This is a genomic window from Streptomyces sp. NPDC001410, from assembly GCF_042895235.1.
Lineage (GTDB): Bacteria > Actinomycetota > Actinomycetes > Streptomycetales > Streptomycetaceae > Streptomyces.
On the sequence record NZ_JBIAWE010000023.1, the window covers coordinates 170,642 to 192,820 of the forward strand.

General features: G+C 70.5%; 15 protein-coding genes and 1 pseudogene. 10 read left to right on the forward strand and 6 right to left on the reverse strand.

Annotation, left to right across the window (positions count from 1 at the left end):
• The first annotated feature begins 48 nt into the window (after positions 1-48).
• From xylB to ACFY3C_RS38945, 8 genes are all read left to right on the forward strand, one after another.
• Positions 49-1,494: a xylulokinase gene (gene xylB, locus ACFY3C_RS38910; RefSeq protein ID WP_390774198.1), complete on the forward strand. Its 1,446-nt coding sequence runs from the start codon at positions 49-51 to the stop codon at positions 1,492-1,494.
• Positions 1,495-1,551: 57 nt separating this feature from the next.
• Positions 1,552-2,760: an ROK family protein gene (locus ACFY3C_RS38915; RefSeq protein ID WP_390774199.1), complete on the forward strand. Its 1,209-nt coding sequence runs from the start codon at positions 1,552-1,554 to the stop codon at positions 2,758-2,760.
• A 245-nt stretch (positions 2,761-3,005) separates the two neighbouring features.
• Positions 3,006-3,233 carry a hypothetical protein gene (locus ACFY3C_RS38920; protein WP_390774200.1) on the forward strand — a complete coding sequence of 76 codons (228 nt, stop codon included), beginning with the start codon at positions 3,006-3,008 and terminating at the stop codon, positions 3,231-3,233.
• Positions 3,234-3,318: 85 nt separating this feature from the next.
• Positions 3,319-4,332 carry an acetamidase/formamidase family protein gene (locus tag ACFY3C_RS38925; protein ID WP_390774201.1) on the forward strand — a complete coding sequence of 338 codons (1,014 nt, stop codon included), beginning with the start codon at positions 3,319-3,321 and terminating at the stop codon, positions 4,330-4,332.
• Between the two features lie 59 nt (positions 4,333-4,391).
• Complete coding sequence (locus ACFY3C_RS38930) at positions 4,392-4,994, forward strand: N-acetylmuramoyl-L-alanine amidase (protein WP_386581312.1); 603 nt, start codon at positions 4,392-4,394, stop codon at positions 4,992-4,994.
• Between the two features lie 79 nt (positions 4,995-5,073).
• Entirely contained in the window at positions 5,074-6,381 is a 1,308-nt protein-coding gene (locus tag ACFY3C_RS38935; RefSeq protein WP_390774202.1) for a GAF domain-containing protein, read from the forward strand.
• Between the two features lie 56 nt (positions 6,382-6,437).
• Complete coding sequence (gene adh, locus ACFY3C_RS38940; RefSeq protein ID WP_390774203.1) at positions 6,438-7,961, forward strand: aldehyde dehydrogenase; 1,524 nt, start codon at positions 6,438-6,440, stop codon at positions 7,959-7,961.
• A 298-nt stretch (positions 7,962-8,259) separates the two neighbouring features.
• The gene (locus ACFY3C_RS38945; protein WP_390774204.1) at positions 8,260-8,553 is read left to right on the forward strand and encodes a hypothetical protein; all 294 of its coding nucleotides are present in this window, start codon (positions 8,260-8,262) and stop codon (positions 8,551-8,553) included.
• An 84-nt stretch (positions 8,554-8,637) separates the two neighbouring features.
• On the opposite strand, the gene ACFY3C_RS38950 is transcribed toward ACFY3C_RS38945, so the two are convergent.
• The 4 genes and pseudogenes from ACFY3C_RS38950 to ACFY3C_RS38965 all read right to left on the reverse strand — a co-directional run.
• Positions 8,638-8,988, reverse strand: coding sequence for a hypothetical protein (locus ACFY3C_RS38950; RefSeq protein ID WP_386580673.1), 351 nt, complete (start codon positions 8,986-8,988; stop codon positions 8,638-8,640).
• 10 nt (positions 8,989-8,998) lie between these two features.
• Positions 8,999-10,714, reverse strand: a complete 1,716-nt coding sequence (gene ctaD / locus ACFY3C_RS38955; RefSeq protein ID WP_390774205.1) for a cytochrome c oxidase subunit I — start codon at positions 10,712-10,714, stop codon at positions 8,999-9,001.
• Between the two features lie 297 nt (positions 10,715-11,011).
• Positions 11,012-11,668: a vitamin K epoxide reductase family protein gene (locus ACFY3C_RS38960; protein WP_386580670.1), complete on the reverse strand. Its 657-nt coding sequence runs from the start codon at positions 11,666-11,668 to the stop codon at positions 11,012-11,014.
• A gap of 107 nt (positions 11,669-11,775) precedes the next feature.
• A pseudogene (locus ACFY3C_RS38965) lies at positions 11,776-12,255 on the reverse strand (hypothetical protein); the annotation flags it as partial.
• 294 nt (positions 12,256-12,549) lie between these two features.
• On the opposite strand from ACFY3C_RS38965, the gene ACFY3C_RS38970 reads away from it, so the two are divergent.
• Together ACFY3C_RS38970 and ACFY3C_RS38975 are read left to right on the forward strand one after the other, a co-directional pair.
• Positions 12,550-12,984 (forward strand): pyridoxamine 5'-phosphate oxidase family protein, encoded by a 435-nt coding sequence (locus ACFY3C_RS38970; protein ID WP_386580668.1) that lies wholly within the window; start codon positions 12,550-12,552, stop codon positions 12,982-12,984.
• Between the two features lie 365 nt (positions 12,985-13,349).
• Positions 13,350-15,029 carry an FAD-dependent oxidoreductase gene (locus tag ACFY3C_RS38975; RefSeq protein WP_390774206.1) on the forward strand — a complete coding sequence of 560 codons (1,680 nt, stop codon included), beginning with the start codon at positions 13,350-13,352 and terminating at the stop codon, positions 15,027-15,029.
• 42 nt (positions 15,030-15,071) lie between these two features.
• Here the strand turns inward: ACFY3C_RS38975 and ACFY3C_RS38980 are convergent, their stop codons facing one another.
• The gene (locus ACFY3C_RS38980; protein WP_386580665.1) at positions 15,072-16,064 is read right to left on the reverse strand and encodes a class I SAM-dependent methyltransferase; all 993 of its coding nucleotides are present in this window, start codon (positions 16,062-16,064) and stop codon (positions 15,072-15,074) included.
• Positions 16,065-16,128: 64 nt separating this feature from the next.
• Positions 16,129-22,128, reverse strand: coding sequence for an amino acid adenylation domain-containing protein (locus ACFY3C_RS38985; protein ID WP_390774207.1), 6,000 nt, complete (start codon positions 22,126-22,128; stop codon positions 16,129-16,131).
• Positions 22,129-22,179 lie beyond the last annotated feature (51 nt).

The following is a 22,179-nucleotide window of genomic DNA, read 5'->3' on the forward strand; positions in this document are numbered from 1 at the left end:
TTGCCAGCTCACAGCACATCCCGCGCAGCCGCGGAAGAGGAGAACCCGATGTCAGCAGCCGAGGGTCCGCTCGTCGTCGGCGTGGACACATCCACCCAGTCCACAAAGGCGCTGGTCGTCGACGCAGCCACCGGGGAGGTCGTGGCGAGCGGCCAGGCGCCGCACACCGTGTCCTCCGGTGCGGGCCGGGAGAGTGATCCGCGCCAGTGGTGGGACGCCCTGTGCGAGGCACTGCGCCAGTGCGGTGAGCCCGCGCACGAGGCTGCCGCGGTGTCCGTCGGCGGCCAGCAGCACGGCCTGGTCACACTGGACGAGCAGGGTGAACCGGTACGTCCGGCGCTGCTCTGGAACGACGTCCGCTCGGCGCCGCAGGCCCGCCGGCTCGTCGAGGAGCTGGGCGGCCCGAAGGGCTGGGCGGAGCGCACCGGCAGCGTGCCCGGAGCGTCGTTCACGGTCACGAAGTGGGCGTGGCTGGCCGAGCACGAACCGGAGGCGGTCCGCGCCACCAGGGCGGTGCGGCTCCCCCACGACTACCTCACCGAACGCATGACCGGACAGGGCACGACGGACCGCGGCGATGCCTCCGGCACCGGGTGGTGGGCGTCCGGGACAGAGGCCTACGACGAGGAGACGCTGGCGCACGTGGGCCTCGATCCGGCGCTGCTGCCCCGGGTGGTACGGCCCGGCGAGGTGGCCGGCACCGTGCGCGAGCACCACGACCTGCCGTTCTCCAAGGGCACCCTGGTGGCGCCGGGCACCGGTGACAACGCGGCCGCGGCGCTGGGCCTCGGCCTGCGGCCGGGCACGCCGGTGCTGAGCCTCGGCACGTCGGGCACCGTGTACGCCGTCTCCAAGCACCGCCCCGCCGATCCGACGGGTACGGTGGCGGGCTTCGCGGACGCGCACGGCGACTGGCTGCCCCTGGCCTGCACCCTGAACTGCACCCTCGCCGTGGACCGCGTCGCGGCACTGCTGGGCCTGGACCGGGAGGCCGTCGAGCCCGGCACCTCCGTCACCCTGCTGCCGTACCTGGACGGCGAGCGCACTCCGAACCTGCCGAACGCCTCCGGCCTGCTGCACGGGCTGCGGCACGACACCACCGCCGGCCAGCTGCTGCAGGCGGCCTACGACGGCGCGGTGCACGCACTGCTCGGCGCGCTCGATCTGGTCCTCGACCAGGACGCGGACCGCACCACCCCGCTGCTGCTGATCGGCGGCGGAGCCCGGGGCACGGCCTGGCAGCAGACGGTGCGGCGGCTGTCGGGGCGGCCGGTCCAGGTCCCGGAGGCCAGGGAGCTGGTCGCCCTCGGGGCCGCGGCGCAGGCCGCGGGCCTGCTGACCGGCGAGGACCCGGGCGCAGTGGCCCGTCGCTGGAACACGGCCGCGGGCCCGGTGTTGGACGCGGTGGAGCGGGACGAGGCGACGCTGGCCCGGATCAGCGGGGTACTCTCCGACGCGGCCCCGCTGCTGGAGCGGGGGCCGGAAGCCCGCTGAGCCCAGCCGCCGCACCCGAGCTGAGCCCGGCCGCAGACACCGAGGATTGACCAGAGCATGACCGCATCGCCGCACGAGGGCCGCCCGACCGGCGCCGGACGCTCTCTGCCGGACACCCAGCAGGGCATGCGCCGGCGCAACCTCGCCCGGGTGATGCACGCCGTCAGCGCGGAGGGCCCACTGTCGCGGGCCGCGGTCGCCTCGCACATCGGCCTGACACGGGCGGCGGTGTCGACCCTCGTGGACGAGCTGATCCGCTGGGAGCTGCTGGAGGAGCTGGGCCCGGAACGGCCGGGCCGGGTGGGCCGCCCCGGATCCGCGCTCGCGGTGAGCGGGCACGGTCCCGCCGGCATCGGGGCGGAGATCGGCGTCTATCACCTCGCGGTGTGCGCGGTCGACCTGCGCGGCGCGGTCCGCGCCCGGGCCGTGCGGCACGGCGCGAACCGGGGCCGCGCCTCGGGACCGGTGATCGAGGAGCTGACGGCGCTGGTCCGCCGGGTCGTGGCCGAGGCGGAACGGGAGGGGCTGTGGCCCGCCGGTCTCGCGGTCGCCGTACCGGGGCTTGTGGCGCGGGACGGCCGCACGGTCGTGCGCGCCCCGAACCTCGACTGGAACGACACGGACCTCGGCCCCCTGCTGCCCGGCGGCCTGCCCGTGACCGTGGACAACGAGGCCAACTTCGGTGCTCTGGCCGAGTTGTGGCTCGGTGCCGGCACACCGCGCGACTTCCTGCACGTGTCGGCCGAGATCGGCATCGGCGCCGCGGTCGTCGTGGACGGGCAACTGCTGCGCGGCACGCGGGGGTTCGCGGGCGAGCTGGGTCATGTGCCCGTCCACCCGGACGGACCCGCCTGCCCGTGCGGCGGGCGTGGGTGCCTGGAGCAGTACGCCGGTGAGGAGGCGGTGCTGCGTGCGGCCGGGCTGGAGCCGGAGGAGGACCTGGTCGGCCTGCTCGCGGGACGGGCCGAGGAGGGCGACGAGGCGGTACGGCGGGCTCTGCGGGACGCCGGTACGGCGCTCGGCATCGCACTGACCGGGGCGGTCAATCTGCTCGACCCCGAGACGGTCGTCCTCGGCGGGGCCCTCGCCGGCCTCTCCCCCTGGCTGCTGCCGTCACTGGAGGCCGAGTTGACGGGCCGTACGGCGGGACCCGCCTGCCCGGTGTCGGTGTCCGGACTGGGTCCCGAGGGCCCCCTCCTCGGCGCGGCCCACTCGGTCGTCCGGGCCGTTCTCGACGATCCGGCGGCGGTGGCCGAGCGGCTCTGACGGCTCGCCGCCGGGTGGGCTCGCACGGCCGGATGACGGCCTGGTCTCACTCGATCGAGTGGCGGAGTTGTCCACAGTCCGCCGGTTGTCCACGGAACCGTGGCGCACCCTTCTGCCCAACTCCCTCGCGCCGTACCGTGATTCACGCGAGGCGCAGCCACCCTGCCTGTCCGGCGGAGCGCTCGCGGGACGAGGGGATGTACACGCGTCGAGTGACAGTCGGCTGACACGGATCGGGGGACGACATGCACGCGGAGACGACCGGGACGCTGCGGCGGGACGCCATCGGGCTGCGCAAGGTCCTGTTCCAGAGCATCACGGCGATGGCGCCGGCCGCCGCCGTGGCCGCCGGCGCGGTGGTCCTGCTGGTGCTGATGCGGCGTCACCCCGAGCGAATGGCCGAGACCGCACGGGTGCACGCCGAGGAACCCGACACGGCCGGCCACCGGCAGGACGGAACAGTGCCTCGCTGACCGTACCGGCGAGCCGCCCCTCCGGAAGGCCGACGGGGACCGATTCTCTCCTCATGACCGCCGCACCGAAAGGACCGACGCCGCGATGACCGATCCCCGCATCCTGACCGTGCGCCCGGAACCGGACGAGTACGCCTGGACGTTCGGCGGTGCTCCCCCGGTGGCCCGGATCGAGCCCGGAACGGTTCTCGACCTCTACACCGAGGACTGCTTCGCCGGCCAGGTGCGGTCCGAGAAGGACCTCGTCTCCGAGGTCTGCGCGTTTCCCTTCCTGAATCCGCAGACCGGCCCCTTCCACATCGAGGGCGCCGAGCCCGGCGACACCGTGGCCGTGCACTTCGTGTCCCTCGAACCGGCCCGGGACTGGGCCGCTTCGACCACGGTCCCCCTCTTCGGCGCGCTCACCTCGACGCACACCACGGCCACGCTGCAGCCACCCCTGCGGGAGCGGGTCTGGATCTGGCAGCTCGACCGCACCCGGCGCACCGCTCTCTTCCGAGCGCAGGACAGTGACCTGGAGCTGGAGCTGCCCCTCGACCCCATGCACGGCACCGTGGGGGTGGCCCCCGCCAACCTGGAGGTGCGCTCGGCCCTGGTCCCGGACGCGCACGGCGGGAACATGGACACGCCCGAGATGCGGGCCGGTGTCACCTGCTATCTGGGGGTCAACGTCGAGGGCGCCCTGCTCAGTCTCGGTGACGGGCACGCGCGGCAGGGCGAGGGCGAGACCTGCGGGGTTGCGGTGGAGTGCGCGATGAACACCGTGGTGATCGTCGACCTCCTCAAGGACGTCGCCACGCCCTGGCCCCGGCTGGAATCGGACACGCATCTCATCTCGACCGGCTCGGCGCGCCCGCTGGAGGACGCGTTCCGGATATCGCAGCTTGACCTGGTGCAGTGGCTGGTGCGCGACTACGGATTCAGTGAGCTGGACGCGTATCAGTACGCAACCCAGGCGGTCGAATCGCCGTTGGCCAACGTGTGCGACACCAACTACACGTGCGTGGCCAAGCTCCGCAAGGAGTGGTTGCCCACGCGGGAGACTCACCGCGGCATGCACGCGCGGCTGCGGGAGACGGCGCGGACGCTCGGCCGCTGACACCGCATCAGTCGCGCAGGCTTGTGCCCCCCACACCCGTTCCTGAAAGGCAGCCGACGATGGACACCAACCGGCCCGGACCACAGCTCAGCAGGCGACGGATCCTGAAGGGCGCGGCTCTCGCCGCCGTCCCCTACTCGCTGCTCCCCGACGCCCGCGCCGGTGCGCAGGGAGCCGTCGACTACCCTCCGGCCGAGTGGCAGCCGGCGACCACCGGCAACTACACCTCGTCCGACCGCCCCGCCGACTACACCGTCGACCGTGTGATCATCCATGTCACGCAGGAGACGTACACGGACACCCTGGCCATCTTCCAGAACCCGCAGAAGCAGGTGTCCGCGCACTATGTGGTCCGCTCGGCCGACGGGCACGTCGCCCAGTGCGTGCACGAGGCCGACATCGCCTGGCACGCGGGCAACTGGAACTACAACACCCGCAGCATCGGCATCGAGCACGAGGGCTGGGTGAACGAGCCCGCCTTCTTCACCGACGCCCTCTACGAGCAGTCCGCGCAGCTGACGGCGGCCATCTGTGCCAGGTATGGCATCCCCAGGGACAGGGAGCACATCATCGGCCACTATCAGGTGCCGGGCACCGACCACACCGATCCGGGACCGTTCTGGGACTGGGTCCGCTACATCAGACTGGTCAATTTCGCATAGGCGGACGTCGAACCGGTTGTCTGGGCGAACACGGCGCGTGACGATGGTTCCAGCCGTTTCACCGTCCGGGGAGGGCGAGTTGACCGATCCGTGGGTGGCCCTGGAGCCGGGGGCCGACCCCGCCGAGCGAGTCCGGGTGCTGCGCCGGGCGCACGAGACGTTCACCACGGCCGGCACGGTGCCGCGCCCGGTGCGGGGCGTGGTGGCCGAGTCGTGGCGGCGCAGCGCGCGAGCCGGTGTGGGGCCGGACGGTACCGCGAGCGTGGAGCTGACCGACGGCGACCTCGGTACCTATCGGGCCGAGCACCCGCTGGCCCGGGTGATGCCGCTGTTCAGGGAGCTGATGGGCACGTTCGCCGCCGACGGCGAGCATCTGCTGGCGGTGTGCGACGCACACGGAAGACTGCTGTGGGTCGAAGGGCATCCGGCGACCCGGCGCCTGGCGGACCGGATGAACTTCGTGCCCGGGGCTCGCTGGTCGGAGACGGCCGTCGGCACCAATGCGCCGGGTACCGCGGTCGCCCTGGACCGGCCGGTGCAGGTGTTCGCTGCGGAGCACTTCATACGGCGGGTGCAGCCGTGGACGTGTGCGGCGGCGCCGGTGCACGATCCGCACACCGGCCGGGTCCTCGGGGCCGTCGACATCACCGGTGGCGACGGGCTGGCGCATCCGCACAGTCTGGGCTTCGTGCAGGCGGTGGCGCGGGCCGCCGAGTCCCAGCTCGCACTGCTCGCCCCGCCTCGGCCTGCCGAGGACACCGCGATGCTGAGCGTCCTGGGCCGCGACGAGGCCGAGCTCCGCCTGGACGGCCACCGGATCAGGCTCAGCCGCCGGCACAGCGAGATCCTGGTTCTCCTCGGCCGCCGTCCCGAGGGGCTGACCGGCGACGAACTGCTGTGCGCGCTGTACGCGGACGAGTCGGTGACCCCGGTGACGCTGCGTGCCGAACTGGCCCGGCTGAGGCGGCTGTTGGGGCCGGGGCTGCTCGCCTCCCGGCCGTACCGGCTCACGGCGGCCGTCGAGTCCGACGCCGGCGTAGTGGAGCGGCGGCTGGAGACGGGTGCGCTGACGTCCGCGGTGGAGGCGTACGCAGGCCCGCTGCTGCCGGGTTCGCAGGCCCCGGCGGTGGTGCGGCTCAGGCGCCGCCTCGCCGACGGTCTGCGGGCGGCCCTGATCACCCACAGCGATCCCGATCTGCTCGCGGACTGGGCACGTGCGCCGTGGGGTGAGGACGACCTGGAGGTGTGGCGGGCGCTCGCGGCGGTGCGGCCGTCGGCGCCGGTGCGGGCCCGGCTGGCGGCGTTGGAGGCCGAGCTGGCCGTACCGGCTCACCGGCCACCGGCACCGGCCGGCGGCGCAACGTACTTGCAACGTCCGCCCGCCTAGCCTCGCGCCGCGAGCTGCCCAACGGCGGGCAGCGCTTCACCGGGAGGCAGACCAGCATGACCCGTTACGCGGCGCCCGGCACCGAGGGCGCGATCGTCTCCTACCAGGCGCGCTACGACCACTTCATCGGCGGAGCGTACGTGCCGCCGATGCGCGGGCAGTACTTCGAGAATCCGTCGCCGGTCAACGGGCAGCCGTTCACCGAGATCGCGCGCGGTACCGCGGAGGACGTCGAGCGGGCGCTGGACGCGGCGCACGAGGCCGCGCCCGGGTGGGGTCGTACGTCGGTGGCGGAGCGCGCCGACATACTGCTGAAGATCGCCGACCGTATGGAGGCCTACCTCGAACCCCTCGCGGTGGCCGAGAGCTGGGAGAACGGCAAGCCGGTGCGCGAGACGCTGGCGGCCGACATCCCGCTCGCCATCGACCACTTCCGCTACTTCGCGGGCGCCATCCGGGCGCAGGAGGGCTCGCTGGGCGAGATCGACGACGACACGGTGGCGTACCACTTCCACGAGCCGCTCGGTGTGGTCGCGCAGATCATCCCGTGGAACTTCCCGATCCTGATGGCGACCTGGAAGCTCGCGCCGGCGCTGGCCGCGGGCAACGCGGTCGTCCTCAAGCCCGCCGAGCAGACCCCGGCGTCCATCCACTACTGGATGAGCCTGATCGCCGACCTGCTGCCGCCGGGCGTGGTCAACATCGTCAACGGCTTCGGCGTGGAGGCGGGCAAGCCGCTGGCGTCCAGCCCGCGGGTGGCGAAGGTGGCGTTCACCGGGGAGACCACGACCGGGCGGCTGATCATGCAGTACGCCTCGGAGAACATCAAGCCGGTCACGCTGGAGCTCGGCGGCAAGTCCCCGAACATCTTCTTCGACGACGTGTGGGCCCACGACGACGACTTCCGGGACAAGGCGCTCGAAGGCTTCACCATGTTCGCGCTCAACCAGGGCGAGGTGTGCACCTGCCCCTCGCGGGCGCTCGTCCAGCGCGGCAACTACGGGGAGTTCCTGGAGGCTGCTGTGGCCCGCACCCGGCAGATCAAGCCGGGGCACCCTCTGGACACCGACACGATGATCGGCGCCCAGGCCTCGAACGACCAGCTGGAGAAGGTCCTCTCCTACCTGGACATCGGCCGGCAGGAGGGCGCCAAGGTCCTCACCGGCGGCGAACGCGTGGAGTACGACGGTGAGTTGAAGGGAGGCTACTACGTCCAGCCGACCATCTTCGAGGGCGACAACCGCATGCGGATCTTCCAGGAGGAGATCTTCGGGCCGGTCGTCTCGGTGGCCTCGTTCGACGACTTCGACGACGCCATCAAGATCGCGAACGACACGCTCTACGGTCTCGGCGCGGGCGTGTGGACCCGGGACACCAACACCGCGTACCGCGCGGGCCGCGCGATCCAGGCGGGCCGGGTCTGGACGAACTGCTACCACGCCTACCCCGCGCACGCGGCGTTCGGCGGTTACAAGCAGTCCGGTATCGGCCGCGAGACGCACAAGATGATGCTGGAGCACTACCAGCAGACGAAGAACCTCCTGGTGTCGTACTCGCCGAAGAAGCTGGGCTTCTTCTAGCCACAAGGGCGTCGAAGCGGTCGGTAGCGCGTACCGAATGCGCCGGTCAGTCTCCCTCCCGGACGGGGGAACGGGGAGCCGCAGTGGCCGGCGCACTCGGCCGCTGTGCCAGGCAATCACCATGCACGGCGGGCGTACAGGGCCGAACGGCCCCTGTGCGCCAGGGCCGGACGGCGGCCGCACCCTGATGCGATAGTTGCGCGTCTCCCGGCCGTCGGCCCGACCGCGGCAGTCGCGCTGCCGCGGGAGGGTGAGCGGTGGGTGTGCCCGTACCCGCCCCATGAAGAGGAGCCGCCGGATGCCCCGTCTCGCATACTACGCCGCCGTCGTCTGTGGACTGACCGCCACCGCCGCCGCAGTGTCCTTTGCCCGAGGCGCGTGGGTGGTGGCCATCGCCTGGATCCTGCTGACCGGGCTCACCTCCAACATGGCCTGGTACGTCCACCGGCGTCCGACCGGGGGCAGGATTCTCCGCGCGGCCGGTTCCGGCGGCCTGCGGGCTTCCGACGGGCCGGGCCTCGTGCCGGATGCGGCACGTGCGGGGTGCACGGGCACCGGGGCGTGCGGTGTCTGCGTGAAGAGGATCTGCTGACGGTCGCCGGTGCCTCTCCCGCTCCGGGGCACCGCGGCCGACCCATCGTTTCCCCGGTGCGGCTTCCTCGGGCGTCGTGACTCGTCAACGCATCAGCAGCAACGAATCGACGAAGACAGCAGCCGCTCCCAGGGCCAGGGCAGCGGCGAAGCCCCGGCGTTTGAGGCAGTCATAGCGCTGCTGGTATTCCTGGCGGAGCTGCAGTGCACGTTGGGCCGTGCGGGTGATGGCCATCCGGGAGAGGTCGAGCTGCCGACGGGTGAAGAGGTCGACCACCTTTTCCCGCTGAGCGGTTGTCAGCCAGTCGAGTTCATCGGCAAAGGATTCGGCTTCCGCGCGGGCTCGCTCGATCTCACCCTGCCACAGCAGGTAACCCTCCATCCGTGCGATACCGGCCTGGACCGAATCGTCGTCCGCCGCCATCTCGGCAGTCACGGCAGGCACCTCACCTCTGCGGCCCCGCCGGGAACTGGTGCTCCTGCTCCTGCATCGCGATGTCGGGGTGGTGCAGGTCGAACGCCGGGGATTCGCTGCGGATCCGCGGCAGGGTGAGGAAGTTGTGCCGCGGTGGCGGGCAGGACGTCGCCCACTCGAGGGAACGACCGTAACCCCATGGATCGTCGACGCCGACCGGCTTGCCGTACTTGGACGTCTTCCACACGTTGTAGAAGAACGGCAGCATCGACAGACCGAGCAGGAACGAGCCGATCGTCGAGACCGTGTTGAGGGTGGTGAATCCGTCGGACGCCAGATAGTCGGCGTAGCGGCGCGGCATGCCCTCGACGCCCAGCCAGTGCTGGACGAGGAAAGTGGTGTGGAAGCCGACGAACAGCGTCCAGAAGGTCATCTTGCCGAGCCGCTCGTCCAGCATCTTGCCGGTGAACTTCGGCCACCAGAAGTGGAATCCGGCGAACATCGCGAAGACCACCGTGCCGAAGATGACGTAGTGGAAGTGCGCGACCACGAAGTACGAGTCGGAGACGTGGAAGTCCATCGGCGGCGAGGCCAGGATCACACCGGTCAGACCGCCGAAGAGGAAGGTGACCAGGAAGCCGGTCGTCCAGAGCATGGGTGTTTCGAAGGACAGACTGCCCTTCCACATGGTGCCGATCCAGTTGAAGAACTTCACACCGGTCGGCACGGCGATCAGGAAGGTCATGAAGGAGAAGAAGGGGAGCAGCACACCGCCGGTGACGTACATGTGGTGGGCCCACACCGTCGCGGAAAGACCGGCGATCGCGATGGTGGCCGCGATCAGACCCATGTAGCCGAACATCGGTTTACGGGAAAAGACCGGGATGATCTCGGAAACGATGCCGAAGAACGGCAGCGCGATGATGTACACCTCTGGATGGCCGAAGAACCAGAAGAGATGCTGCCACAGCAGGGCTCCGCCGTTCGCGGCGTCGAAGACGTGGGCGCCGAACTTTCGGTCCGCCTCCAGGGCGAAGAGAGCGGCCGCGAGAACCGGGAAGACCAAAAGGACCAGCACGGCCGTCAGCAGCACGTTCCAGCAGAAGATCGGCATACGGAACATGGTCATGCCGGGAGCACGCATGACGATGATCGTGGTGATGAAGTTGACCGAGCCCAGGATGGTGCCGAAGCCGGAGAACGCCAGCCCCATGATGCCCATGTCGGCGCCGACGCCGGGCGAGTGGACCGCGTCCGACAGGGGTACGTACATGAACCAGCCGAAGTCGGGGGCGCCCTGCGGGGTGAGGAAGCTGGCCGCCGCGATCAGCGAGCCGAAGAGGTACAGCCAGTAGGCGAACATGTTCAGCCGCGGGAACGCCACGTCGGGCGCGCCGATCTGCAGCGGCATGATCCAGTTCGTGAAGCCGGCGAACAGCGGCGTCGCAAACATCAGCAGCATGATCAGGCCATGCATCGTGAAGGCCTGGTTGTACTGCTCGTTCGAAATGATCTGCAGACCCGGGCGGGCCAGCTCGGCACGCATGAGCAGCGCCATCACGCCACCGATCACGAAGAACGCGAACGATGTGATCAGATACAGCGTTCCGATCGTCTTGTGGTCGGTGGTGGTCAACCACTTCACGGCCACATTGCCCGGCTGGCTGCGCCGTAGCGGCAACTCGTTCTCGTACACCTCCTCCGCTGCTGCAGCGGCGGCGTCCTGAGATCCGTTGGAGATGCTCACAGTTTTGTTCGTCTCCGAGATTCCGAAAAACACTGGCCGACATCGCAGCTGCGCGAGCGGCGTCGTTCCGACGCGACGCTACTGGCACTCGGGCCGGTAACAACCAGGCTCACCGACCATCGCCATTCGTCACAACTGGAACTCATCCTTTCGGTGGCCAAAGGCCCCGCCTGCCGCCCGGATGATATGGCGATATCAGCCGACGCGGCGGCGGACTTTGTACCAGGGGAGACCGCACGCCCTCGCCCAACTCGCTGCCGACCATGCCTCAGTACCCGGAACGGGTCGGCGATGCGCTCAGAGCAGTGTCTGCCAGTAGTCCCACCAGCGGGTGGCGATCAGCATCACGATGGCCAGGTACCAGGTGACCGGTACCACCCAGTGGAACTCCAGTGCCCCGGCCACCACCACGCGCGGCGCGCGCAGGATGCCGTGCCTCAGGTTGTGCGCTGTGGTGTACCAGAACATCGCGATCGTGGCCGCCCAGGCCAGACAGCACCACAGGCACAGCGCGCCGATCTCGTACAGCGCCTGGCTCATCAGCCACATGCAGAATCCCGCGCCGAACAGCGTTCCGGCGTTCAGCCCGAGCCAGAACCAGCGCCGGAAGCGAGCCCCGGCCAGCAGCGCGAATCCGACGGCCACCACCACCGGGTAGGTGAGCAGGCCCAGCAGCGGGTTGGGGAATCCGAACACGGACGCCTGGGCGCTGCGCATGACGTTCGTGCAGGACAGCACCGGGCTGAGGTTGCAGGAGGGCGAGAAGTGCGGGTCCTGCAACAGCTCGAACTTGTCGATGGTGATCACGAAGGAGGCGAGGATGCCGAGCGCTCCGGACACGATCAGCAGCCAGGCGAAGGCACGCGAGGCACTGGTCGCGCCCTCCGGTGTGATCTCTCCTCGTCGTCCGTCCTTCCTGGTGAGGTGGTGTGCGGTAGCGGTGGTGCCGGTCATCGTGGTTGGTCCGCCTTGCCAGTGGTCCGAGTGGGCGCCGGGCCCGTGGTGGTCGACAGAGGGCTGATGCCGCGTAGGCGGCGACCGGCGGCGGGCGCCGGTCCACCGGGTATCGCCTCGCGGGCAGCTCTCTCCGGCCACACGACCTCGACCGGAACGCCACGGGCGCGGGCGTACGCCACGAGATGCGCGGTGGCGTCACGGCCGTTGGAGGGCGAGCCGTCCCACACGGCCAGCAGCTGCCGGCATTCCGCGATCGTCCGCTCGTCCGCGCCGACACACGCGTCCCGGTCGTCCGGCTCGTACGCCAGCAGACGCATCCACCGGGCGAGGGACACCAGCTCCGCGACCGCCACCCGGTCTCGCTCCGGCAGCAACGCGGGCACCATCCCCTGTGTGGGCGTCACCACGACCAGCTCCCGCCCCGTCGCCTGGACCGCCCGCCCGAACGCCACCGGCGCACCGGCCCCTGCCCGCACCAGAGCCGACCTCTGCGCGGGCAGCCGCTCCAGCGCCGCCCGCAGCTCGGCCTCCACCAGCTCCAGTGTGTCCGGGGTCAGATCGGCGTGCCCGATCGCCGCGATCATGTCCGCACTCGCCTCTCCGCCATACGGCGCTCTCCCATCCGTCCTCGTGCTACGCGGTCCCACCCGGGCCTCGCCCGTGAGCGGGACCGCCTCGCCGAGCGCACGGGCGAGGCCGAAGCCCGCGGGCGGGACCGCTGGATCAGTGAAGTCAGTACGTGCAGCGGTTAACAAGGGCCGAACGGCCCTGGCACACCATGTTCGAGACGCTTTCCATGGAGGCCATCAGACCTGCTGGCCCCGGCCCCCGGCCCCGTGCGGCGGACAGGTACCGCCGTACACGAAGGACAGCCCTCGATGGCATCCCAGCGCCGCAGCCTCGAACTGTCCCCCGACGAGGCCCTGCGCCTGCTCGGCAGCGTGCCAGTGGGGCGGATCATCTTCACCCGGCACGCGCTGCCCACCGCCCGCCCGGTCAACCATGTCCTCGACGACGGCGCCATCATCATCCGCACCCACGAGGGCGCCGCACTGGTCTCGCACGCCCGGCAGAACGGCGACCGCGGAGTGGTCGTCGCCTACGAGGCCGACGACATCGACCCGGCCGGCCGTACCGGCTGGAGCGTCGTCGCCACCGGCTACTGCCGACTTGTCACCGACCCCGGCCAAGTGGCCCGCTACCGGGGGATGCTGCACCCTTGGTCGGACCAGCACATGGACCACGTCGTACGCATCCGCCCCGACCTGATCACCGGCATCCGGCTGGTCGCGGCAGACGGCGGGGAGCCGTGAAGGCCGGCGCGCGCTGCGAGGCGACCGCCGAGGGCTCGGGCGGAGGAGAAGACGTACTCCGCCCGAGCCGTTTGCTGCGCCCGGAACCGCGAACCGGCCACAGCGGACCACCCTCGGGTGGTCCGCATCCGGGCCCAGTCAAGCCGTCCCCACCCCACCCGCGAAAGGGCCGTTCGGCCCCTGGAACCTTCGTGGGCGCTTCCAGAAACCCGCCACTGTGCCACCCGGCGCGCGAGAGCACGCGGAGGCAGTGCGGTTCTGCGCCTATGCGGCCAGGCCCCTCACCCGAACGGCGGAGTCACCAAGAGTGACGGCATTCTAGCCTGCAGTGATCGCTGGTCGCCGCCTGCCGTGGAGGTACTGCCATGCCCGCCGAGTCCCTTCGTCCCCGGCCCGTCGGACCGACCGAGGTAGGTCCGGGCGACCCCCGCTATGAGGCGCTCCGCCGGGGATTCAACCAGCGTTGGGTCGCCGGCCCCGACTATGTCGTGGTGGCCGCAAGCACTGCCGACGTGGTCGCCGCTCTCAACACCCATCTCGCCGGGACGGTGGGACTCGCCTCGCCGCCGCGCCGGATCACGGTCCGCTCCGGCGGGCACTGCTACGAGAACTTCGTCTGCGGCGACGACGTCGCCGTCATCATCGACGTCAGCACCATGGACGGTGTCTACTACGACACCGAGATGGAGGCGTACTGCGTCGAGGCAGGCGCGACCAACTGGCACACCGTCACCCAGCTGTACCGCCGGCACGGCCTCACCGTGCCCGGAGGCTCGTGCTACTCCGTGGGAGCGGGCGGCCACATCTCGGGCGGAGGATTCGGCCTGCTCTCCCGGTTGCACGGCCTCACGGTCGACTACCTGTACGCCGTGGAGGTGGTCACGGTGCGCGACCGGTCGCACGCCGAGGTCACCGTGGCGCGGAAGGACTCACCGGAGCGCGCGGTCCAGGACCTGTGGTGGGCGCACACCGGTGGTGGCGGCGGCAACTTCGGCGTGGTCACCCGCTACTGGTTCCGCGGCCTGCCCGAACCGCCGGCCCAGGTGCTGACCAGGGCGCTGGCCTGGGAGTGGGACCTCTTCAAGGCGTACCCCGACAAGTTCAAGTCCCTGGTGGGCCGTTACGGCGAGTTCTACCTGGCCGAGCAGACGGGCGAGGGCGGCCCCGACTTCCTCCGCGACTTCGACTACCGCGATCTGTTCACGCTGCTCAAGCTGAACAACCACGCCAAGGGCAAGGTCGGCCTGGTCATCCAGCTCGACGGCACCCGCCGCGACTCGATCGAGCGGCTCAACCGCTTCCTGAACTGGCTCGCGCCCGAGGAGGACTACCCACAGACCCTCTTCGACCTGGCGATGGGTGAACACCGGCCGCTCAACGACCAGTTCATCCCCACCCGGCTGCCGTGGCTCACGGCGACCCAGAACTTCAACGACTCCGGCCCGAGCCGGTGCGGGAAGTACAAGTCCGCCTACCACACGGGGAACTTCAGCGAGCGCCAGCTCGACGTACTCTTCGACCACCTCACCTCGGAGTACAAGAACGAGGACGCCCTGCTCCAGGTCGACTCCTACGGCGGCCGGATCAACGACGTCGACCCCTTCGCCACCGCCGTGCCCCAGCGCTCGTCCGTGCTGAAACTCCAGTACCAGGCCTACTGGACCTGGGGTGACGACGCCAACCACGACGGCGTCTGGGACTACCAGGACGCCCTGGTCGATCCGTCCATCGCCGCGCCGCACCTGAAGTGGATCCGCGACTTCTACCAGGACATGTACGCCGAGACCGGTGGCGTGCCCGTGATGCCCACCCCGGAGGTGCCCGGGATCACCAACACCGACGGCTGCTACATCAACTATCCCGACGTCGACCTCAACGACCCGGAGTTCAATGACCCGGTCGAGGGCCAGCCCTGGTACCTCCTCTACTACGGGGCCAACTACGAGCGGCTGCAGCGGACCAAGGCGTACTGGGATCCGAGGAACGTCTTCCGGCACGAGCAGTCGGTCCGGCTCCCGGGCAAGGACGGATCCGTGGATCGTTGAGGTCAGTGCTTCTCCGCGATGATCAAGGCTTCTTGGCGATGATCAGTGCTTCTTCGCGATGAACAGCCGACCCGTGGGGAACCGGTGCGGCAGGCACCGGACGTCCGAGAAGCCCGCCGCCAGCAGCTTGTCGGTCCACTCCTGCTCGTTGAGCAGTCGCCGGCGCATGAACTGCTGGTGGTAGTACGTCACGATCGCGCTGAACCGGCGCTCCCTCGGGTCGGGCACGTACGGCACGGCCTCGGTGAGCGCCATCATGCCGCCCGGCCGAAGCGCGTCCCGGCAGGCAGCCAGGGTCCGGTCGGCGATGTCCTCCTCCTCGGGCATCATGTCGTGGAAGACGAACCCGGCGTGCACCACGTCGGCGTCCTTCACCGGCGTCGGGTCGGTGGCCACCGACTGGATCGACCGCTCGTACACGGTGATCCGGTCGGCCACGCCCGCTCGCTCGGCCGCCAGTTGTGCCTCCCGGCACGCCTCGGCGTCCAGGTCGAGCGCCACGGCCGTGGTGTCCTTCAGGGTCAGCATGATCTCGATGAGCAGCCGGGCGGTGCCCGCGCCGAGGTCGACCACGTGCGAGGGACGGGCGTCGAGGATGGTCTGCAGCGCCACGGGATAGAAGCCGAACGAACCCATCCACTGCGAGCTGACCGCGACCTGCCGGCCGTCGCGGCTGTGCCGCTGGCCGGCGGCCATGTTGTCGGTGAGGAACTCCACCGCGTTCTCCACGAACGGCCGGTTCGCGTTGAGCGCCCAGGACAGGTAGCCGGACTCGTACAGGATCTGGTCGAAGTCCGCCGCCACCTGGAACGTCCCGTCCGACTCGACGACCAGCGCCGCCGAGGTCAGGGCCTCCAGGTAGTTCGCCACACCCTGCCTCGGCAGCCCGGTGGCCGACACCAGCTGCTCGACGTCGACCCGCTGGCCCTTGTCGATGTGGGGCAGCACCCCGATCCGGTCGCCGATCTCCAACAGCGCTGCCGCTCCCGCCGCGTCCGCTGCCGTCTCGCGGGCCGGGTTCTGATTCGCAGTCATCTACTGTGTTCCTTTCAGTAATTCAGTAATTGCCGGATCACTGTCGGAATTCGTCCCGTTCGGGCTATCCGTTGATGGCCTCCCGGAGCACGCGGTTGATGACACGGCTGATCTCGGCCGCGTTACGTGGCCAGTACATCTCGTTGTGGGCGCAGGCGATGTCGTAGCGCTGCACGTGACCGTCGACGTACTCGTGCCACAGCACGTCCATCTCCGCGTCCAGATGGCGTTTGTCGTGGGTCTCCGGGTCGAGGAGCGCGTTGAAGAAGACGACGTCGCCGCGGTACCGGGGCGAGGTGTAGCGCCGCATCTGCTCCAGGTGCTCGATGAAGATCTCCGAAGCGGTGCTGACCAGGAACTCGTACTCCTCCATTCCCTTGAGGTGGCCCATGTAGTTGACGAGGAACATGCGCACCATGTCCTCATCCAGGAGTTCGAGGTCGGCGAAGTGGCTGGCGGGTGCCGAGTCCAGCAGCGCGAGCAGCGCCACCTCCTCTCCGCGGCGCTGCAGTTCCGCGGCCATCGCATGGGCCAGGGTGCCGCCGAAGGACCAGCCGAGCAGGTAGTACGGGCCGCTGGGCTGGACGTCCTGCACCTGGTTCACGTAGTCGTCGACCATGTCCTCGATGGAGGTCGCCCGGGGCGTGACCCCGTCGAAGCCGCGCGCCTGGATGCCGTAGAGCGGCCAGGACCGGTCGATGTGCCGGCCGAAGCTCAGGTAGGGCCAGCTCAGGCCGCCACCGGGGTGCAGCCACCACAGCGGGGGCCTCTCCCCCTCGGTGCGGATCGGCAGGAGGGCGGCGAACGGGTCCTCGAAGGTCACCTCCGCGTCCGCGGACAGCTGTTCCGCCAGTTCGGCCACCGTGGGGTACTGGAACACCGTCCGGATCGGGACCTCCATGCCCAGCTTCTCGTGGATCTGCCAGACCAGGCGGGTCAGCCGCAGCGAGTGGCCGCCGCAGGCGAAGAAGTCGTCGTCGATGCCGATCCGGTCCAGCCCGAGCACCTCGGCGAAGAGTGCGGCCAGTGCCTCCTCGCGCGGTGTGCGCGGGGCGCGGTACTCACCGCCGGTCGGGTCGGGGTCGGGCAGTGCGGCGCGGTCCACCTTCCCGTTCTCGGTGAGCGGCAGCCGGTCGAGGAGCATGATCTCGCTCGGCACCATGAACGCGGGCAGTTCGCGGGTCAGTTCGTCGCGCAGCTGCGACGGCAGCCGGGACGCGCGGCCGGAGACCGCGGGCGTGTTGACGAGCCGCCCGGACGGCGTCGGCGCCGGCCGGTACACGCCGTCGCAGACGGGGGCGTCGACGTCGGGCAGCAGGACCGCCTCGAAGTGCTCCGCCGACTCCGGCGACCAGGTGCAGTACACCGCGAGGTCCTGTGCGCTGCCCCACGCCTCCAACTCGGCCGGGTCGAGCGTGCCCCGCTCGTCGATCGGGCCGCCCCACTCGCCGGCCTCGGTGGCCAGCCTGGCGTTCGGCACGCGGGTCAGGCGGACCCGGCCGTGCCGCGCGAGCGCGGTGGCCACGTCGGACAGCTGGTGGACGTCGCTTCCCCAGGCCGCCACCGGCAGGTCCGCAAGATCCAGGGCCCGGTTCGGTCCCTTGTGCAGCACGATCTCGTAGCGGTGGCGGGTCAGCTCGTTGTGGTGGCTGCCCTGCTTGAGGCGGATGTCGGTGGCGACGACGTCCGGATGCGCGGCGGCCCACTGTGTGAAGTACTCCGGATCGATGACCAGTTCCTTCTCGTCCACGAGCGCGCGGGACACCGCGGCCTGCACGGCGGCGGCCCGGTCGTCCGGGTGCCGCGAGCGGTGGACGGCCGCGGTGAACCCCTTCTGGGTGCGCTGGTTGCGGACGTCACCGACGACGATCCGCCCGCCCGGGGCCAGCCTGGCCAGCGCGAGGTCGAGCACCCGGGTGAGGTAGCCGGCGTCCGGGAAGTACGACACGATCGAGTTGAGGATCACCGTGTCGAAGTGCGCCGTCGGAAGGTCACCGGCCTCGTCGGCGGGCCGGCAGCGCAGGGTCACCTTGTCCGCCAGCCGCCGGTCGGCGCGGACCTGGGCGCGCAGCCGCTCGATGACGGGGGCGGAGAAGTCGATGCCCCAGTACTCCGTCACCTCCGGTGCGAGCGGTCCCAGCAGCAGGCCCGAGCCGACGCCGATCTCCAGCACTCGCTGCGGGCGCAGGGCGCGCACCCGCCCCACCATGGCATCGCGCCAGGCCCGCATCTCGGGCAGCGGGATGGGCTGTCCGGTGTAGGAGCTGTTCCACCCGGTGAAGTCGTCGCCGACTCCGCCCAGGTCCACCTCGGTGTCGCCGTACACGGAGTCGTAGATCTCGCGCCACTCCCCGACCTGCTGGTCGGCCTCGGCGTCGGAGGACCCCGACGCGTCGGGCACCACATAGGCGACGAGGTGCCGCTCGCCGAGCCGGTCCTCGCGGCTGACCACGACGGCCTGGGCCACGCCCTCGCGCCTGCGCAGTGCCGCCTCGACCTCGCCCGGCTCCACGCGGAAACCCTGGATCTTGATCTGGTCGTCCACCCGGCCGACGTATTCCAGATGCCCGGCGCAGCTCCAGCGCACCAGGTCACCCGTGCGGTACATACGTGCCCCGGGCGACCCGAACGGGTCGGCGACGAACCGGCCACCGGTCAGACCAGGCCGGCCCGCGTACCCACGAGCGACGCCGGCGCCCGCGATGTACAGTTCCCCGACCACGCCGGGCGGCACGGGCTGGAGGCGCTCGTCCAGGACATGCAGCACGGTGCCCTGCATGGGGCCACCGATCGGCACCGGGTCGGTGCAGTCGTCGACCGAGGCCAGCCGGTACCGGGCGGCGAAGGCCGTGGTCTCCGTCGGGCCGTACCCGTTCACCACGGTGAGGGCGGGGCAGGCATCGAGAACCTGGCGGACCGCGGAGGGCGGCATGACCTCACCGCCCGCCCACACCTCGGACACGCCCGCGAAGCACTCAGGGTGCTGCTCCACCATCACGGCGAACAGGCCCGTGGTCAGGCACACGTCGGTGATTCCGCGTTCCGCGATCACGGCGGCCAGCACCGCGGTGTCCAGCTGCCCGGCGGCCGCCACCACGGCGGTGCCACCGTTGAGCAGCGGCACCCACAGCTCATAGGTGGCCGCGTCGAACGTGTGCGCAGAGTGGATCAGGACACGGCGGTACGTCCCGTCCGCCCAGCAGTCGTCGAGCGCGAGGTCGACCACGTTCCGGTGGGTCACCTCGACGCCCTTGGGCTGGCCGGTGGACCCGGAGGTGTACATCACGTACGCGGTGCTGTGCTCCCCTACGCCGATGTCCAGCGGCGAGTCCGGACACCCGTCGAGGTCCAGGTCGGCGAGGCCTTCGTCCACGGTGACGGTGGGGGTGAGGTCGGCGAGCATGAACTCGATGCGCTCGGGCGGGTAGGCGGGGTCGACCGGCACATAGGCGGCGCCGGTCTTCAGCACCCCGAGGATGGCCGCGACCAGCAGCGGTGAGCGGTCGAGCACCAGCGCCACGCGGCTGTGCCTCTGGGCGCCGCGGGCCCGGAGGTGGTGGGCGATGCGGTTGGACCAGCGGTCCAGTTCGGCGTAGGTCCAGCTGTGCGTGCCGTCCGCGGAGACCAGCGCGATCGCGTCCGGCGTCGCGGCGGCCATGGTGGCGAACCGCTCGTGAACGGTGCCGGCCTCGAACCCGGCGTCCCGGCCCTGACCGCCCCACCGGGTCAGCGCCGCGCGCTCGCCGTCGGCCAGGATGTCCACGGCCCCGATGGACGTCTCCGGCGCGGCCACCACCTGGCGCAGGAAGTGGACCCAGCGGTCGAGCATCGTGGTGATCGTGCCGGCGTCGAACAGCTCGGTCGCGTACTCGGCGAAGCCCTCGATCCGGGCCCGCGCTCCGTCATCGTCCTGCTCGCCGAGGTTGATGGACAGGTCGAAATGCGCGACACCCGGGCTGAACAGCTCCTCGGTCACACTCAGGCCCGGCAGCGTGAACTCCGCTGCCGCGTTGTTCTGCAGCACCAGGAGCACCTGGAAGAGCGAGTGGTGCGCGGTCGAGCGCACCGGGTTCAGGACCTCGACCAGGTGCTCGAACGGAATGTCCTGGTGGTCGTAGGCGGCGAGGCTCATCTCCCGTACCCGGCCGACGAGTTCGGCGAAGCCGGGGTCGCCGGAGGTGTCCGCCCGGAGCACCCAGGTGTTGACGAAGAAGCCGACCAGCCCGTTGAGCGCTTCGTCGGTACGGCCTGCGATCGGCGAACCGATGGGCACGTCCGTACCCACGCCCAGCCTGGTGAGCAGCGCGGCCAGGCCCGCCTGCAGCACCATCGACACGGTGGCACCGGTCTCCCGGGCCACCCTCCGGATACCCTCGGTCAACTCCTCGTCGAGTTCGATCGGCACCAGGTCGCCCGCGAAGGACGCCACCGCGGGCCGTGACCGGTCGGCAGGCAGCTCGATGGCCTCCGGCAGGCCGGCCAGGTGGTTCGTCCAGTAGTCCAGCTGACTCCGGTAGAGGCTGTCCGGGGTGTCACCGTCCCCCAGCAGGTTCCGCTGCCACAGGGTGTAGTCCGCGTACTGCACCGGAAGCGGCACCCATTCCGGCGTCCGGCCGTCCCGGCGGGCCTCGTAGGCGGTGATGAGGTCCTTCGCCAACGGGCGGGCCGACCAGCCGTCCGCGGCGATGTGGTGCGCGCCGATCAGGAACACCGACTCCAGCTCGCTGATCCGGAACAGCCAGGACCGGATCGGGATCTCGGTCGCCAGGTCGAAGGGCAGGCGCGCCGCCTCCCTTAGGGCGTCGGGGAGTTCGGCCTCGGTGACCTCGCGTTCCTCCCAGGGCACCTGGATCGCGGTCGGCGGGAGAACCTGCTGGTACGGCTGCCCGGCATCCTCGCCGAAGACGGTACGCAACGACTCGTGCCGTACCACGACGTCGTGCACGGCCTGGCGGAGCGCGGCCGTGTCGAGGTCACCTTGCATCCGCAGCGCCAGCGAGACGTTGTACGTCGCCGACGGCCCCTCGAACCGGTGGATGAACCACAGCCGCTGCTGCGCGAAGGAGACCGGCAGCCGCTCCGGCCTGACCTGGGGGACCAGTGGCGGTCGGCCGGTGCTCGCGGTCGTCAGATGTGCCGCCAGCTCGGCGACCGTGGGCGCCTGGAAGACGACCCGGATCGGGATCTCCACACCGTGCACGGCACGGATACGGCTGACCAGCTTGGTCGCCAGCAGCGAATGCCCGCCGATGGTGAAGAAGTTGTCGTCCACACCGACCCGGTCGAGTCCGAGCACGGCGGCGAAGAGCGCACACAGCGACTCCTCCTGCGGCGTCGACGGGGCCCGGCCGCTGCTGCCGGCCGAGTAGTCCGGTGTGGGCAGCGCGCGCCGGTCCGGCTTGCCGTTGTCGGTCAGCGGCACGCTGCCGATGGGCACGATCGCGGCCGGCACCATGTACTCGGGCAGGGCCTCCCGCAGGTACGCGCGCAAGGTGGGCAGCAGCGCGGTGACGGCACCGGCGGCCACGGGGTCGTTGACCAGGGTGCGTTCGCCGGCCGCCGGCAGGTACGTGCCGGAGAGGATCCGGCCCGCCACCGGGCTGTCCCGGAAGACGAGCACGTCGACCTGATCGACCGCGTCCGCCGACAGCGTGACGAGCGCGTCCCACCCGCGCCGCTCGGCCCAGGCGGGGATCGCGGACGGATCGAGCGGCGGCACCGCCGTCGTGCCGGGCTCCCCCAAGCCCAGTCCACGTGCCGCCGCAACCTCCTCGGTCAGGCGCGCGTTCGGGACGCCCGTGATGCGTACGACTGCTTCGTCCCGGCTGCCCACCTGTTCGGCGAGGCGGTCGAGGTCGCCGTTCCAGGCCACGGCGTGAACGGCTTCCAGGGACAGCGGATCGGCGGAGCCCGGCTTGTGCAGTACGACCTCGTAGCGGTGCCGGGTCAACTCGTTGTGCGCGCTGCCGTCCTTGACCCGGACGTCGACTGCGACGCCCCCGGTCCGCTCCGACCAACGGAGGAACCAGTCGGGATCGACGACGAGTTCCTTCTCCAGAAGCACGGCCTGCTCCACCGCACTGCGCAGCACGGCCGGTGTCGCATCCGGGTGCTT